The organism is Bacteroidia bacterium (genome assembly GCA_025056095.1).
Lineage (GTDB): Bacteria > Bacteroidota > Bacteroidia > JANWVE01 > JANWVE01 > JANWVE01.
The window spans coordinates 1-2326 of record JANWVW010000305.1; the positions used below are offsets into that span (position 1 = coordinate 1).

1 protein-coding gene is annotated in these 2326 nt (G+C 40.7%); it reads right to left on the reverse strand.

The window, feature by feature from the left end:
• Positions 1 to 150 precede the first annotated feature (150 nt).
• Positions 151 to 2326: gliding motility-associated C-terminal domain-containing protein (locus tag NZ519_13660; GenBank protein ID MCS7029801.1), on the reverse strand; the 2176-nt coding region annotated here is incomplete at its 5' end.

Below are 2326 nucleotides of genomic sequence, written 5' to 3' on the forward strand. Positions count from 1 at the left end.
AAGCGCAGCGAAGTACCGAAGCGAAGCGTAGTGCGGAATGCCCCGACCCTTGCGCAGCAAGGGGCACGCCCAAAAAGAAAATTACATTAGTCCAAAAAATAAAAAAGCCTTACAGAAAACTCTGCAAGGCTTTAATCAGAGAAAGATATGCTACCGCAATAAAGTTACTGTACCTGCTTTGTCATAGATTTTATCATCCATACCTATGACACGCAACGTGTACGCATAGACACCTTGGGGATAATCTCCACCATCCCAACTCTTGTTAAAGCTGTTAGTTTCAAAAATTTGATTACCCCAACGGTCAAATACACGTAACACGTAGCTTTTGATAAATACCCCCGTAATGTTGAAAGTAGGATTGGCACCGCCTGGCGTAAAGGCTGTAGGTACATAGAAACGAGGAGGTTGTACAATTGCCCTAACATTAGATACACTTATAGCGTTATTACCATCCTGTTCGCGAGCTACTACATAGTAATAGAACACGTTTTCGTCTGTAAAGCTTGAAATATCATCTTCGTAATTTGTGTTAAGAGTTGTATTTAGCATCACAGGAGTAGGCAAAAGTGTGGTAAAGCGCCATACCTCATACTCTTTTACACCATTTGCCCATGAAGCATACGGATTCCAATTGAGTACATTACTAAACGACATACCTTGACCAATTGTACCATTGAGCAAAATACTTCTACCAATGTTACTGCTATTACTCAATCCCCCACAGGAGTCTTCAACCATAATGTAATAGGTATAGGAATGGTCTTGTACTCTCACATCTTTGTCTAAATAAGTGGTATCGGATAAAGGCAGCTTAGCAATTAGCTTGGGTGTAGTTGTGCCACTCATTATTCTGTACAGCAAATATTGATAAGCATCAGGAGAGTTGTTTGCTTTCCAAATAATCCGAATATCTCTGTTGTTCTCAACTGTGGCGGTTTTGATTTCTACAGTGTTGGGCATTACAATATCTTGCGGAGTAATTTTAACTGTGTTAGACATGCTGGTAGCATCACCTATCGCTTCTACTACATATTCATACACTATTTTACAACGTACATCAGTGTCAAGATAAGAGTTTGTATTTAGAGTTGCGACTAAGACATTTGGACCTCCGTTAGTTACATCTCTACGATAGAGTTTGTAAGCAGTTACATTAGTCCAGCCTACGTAATTTGTCCAATTGAGTTGAACCTGCTTATCTAAACCTGCTACGCTTGCAGTTAAAAATACTGTATGATGTTCAGGCGAAGGTGCAGTTCGGTTATCACAAATATCTACTACGCTTACTCTATATACGTTTGGATTAGTAGTAGTATTAAGTGTGTGAATAGTACTTAGTCCATTTACTGTGTCAATAGGTATCCAAGTGCTGGTAGCAGGATTTAACCAATCTACTACATATTCTTTAACATTAACTGATACACTAGGATTCCACTCAATAAGAACTTTACCATTGACGGCATCTGTGGCAATTACTGTAGCCCTGACCAGAGTAGTAGGTTCAACAGGAGGAGGAGAGGTAATAATTACTAATGCTGTATCACTGCAACCTTTGCTATCTGTTACCGTAACAATGTAAGTACCTGCACCTAAGTTATCAAAGAAGCCTGTGGTATTCGTAATACCACCTGGATTAAGTACATAAGTGTAGCCGCCTGGGTTACCACCTGTTACACCGATTTGAATAAAAGCATCCGCAGTGGAATGGCATTTTGTGGTTGCTCTGCCCCCTGTGGCTATTAAAGGCGCGGGTTCATTGACCGTAACATTTATGGTAGCCGTACAGTTTTTACTGTCCGTTACAGTAACTGTATAAACACCTGCAGTTAAGCCTGAGAATATGCCTGTCAAATTAGTGATACCGCCTGGCATCAGGGTGTAAGAGTAGCTGCCATTTCCACCTGTGGCTGCTGCGTTAATTTGTCCATCAGATAGACCATTGCAGCTAACATCCGTAGCTACTGTGCTTATATTGATAGGGTCGGGTTGGGTAATGGTCAAATTAACAGTCTGAGTACAATTATTAGCATCGGTTACGGTTATAGTATAGTTACCTGCGGTTAAGCCTGTGAATGTGCCTGCACTTCCTGAGTAAGAGCTTGTAATAGGTCCTGTTAGAGATACTGTATAGGGTGCACCTTGTCCGCCTGTAACACTAGCTACACTTATTATTCCATCACTACCGCCATGGCAAGAAACATTCTGTGTAACGCCTGCATTTATGACAATTGGGGCAGGATTGTTCAAAGTAATGTTTGTAATAGTAAAGGTACAACCATTATTATCGGTAATAGTTACTGAATAAGTTCCTGCGCCTAATCCT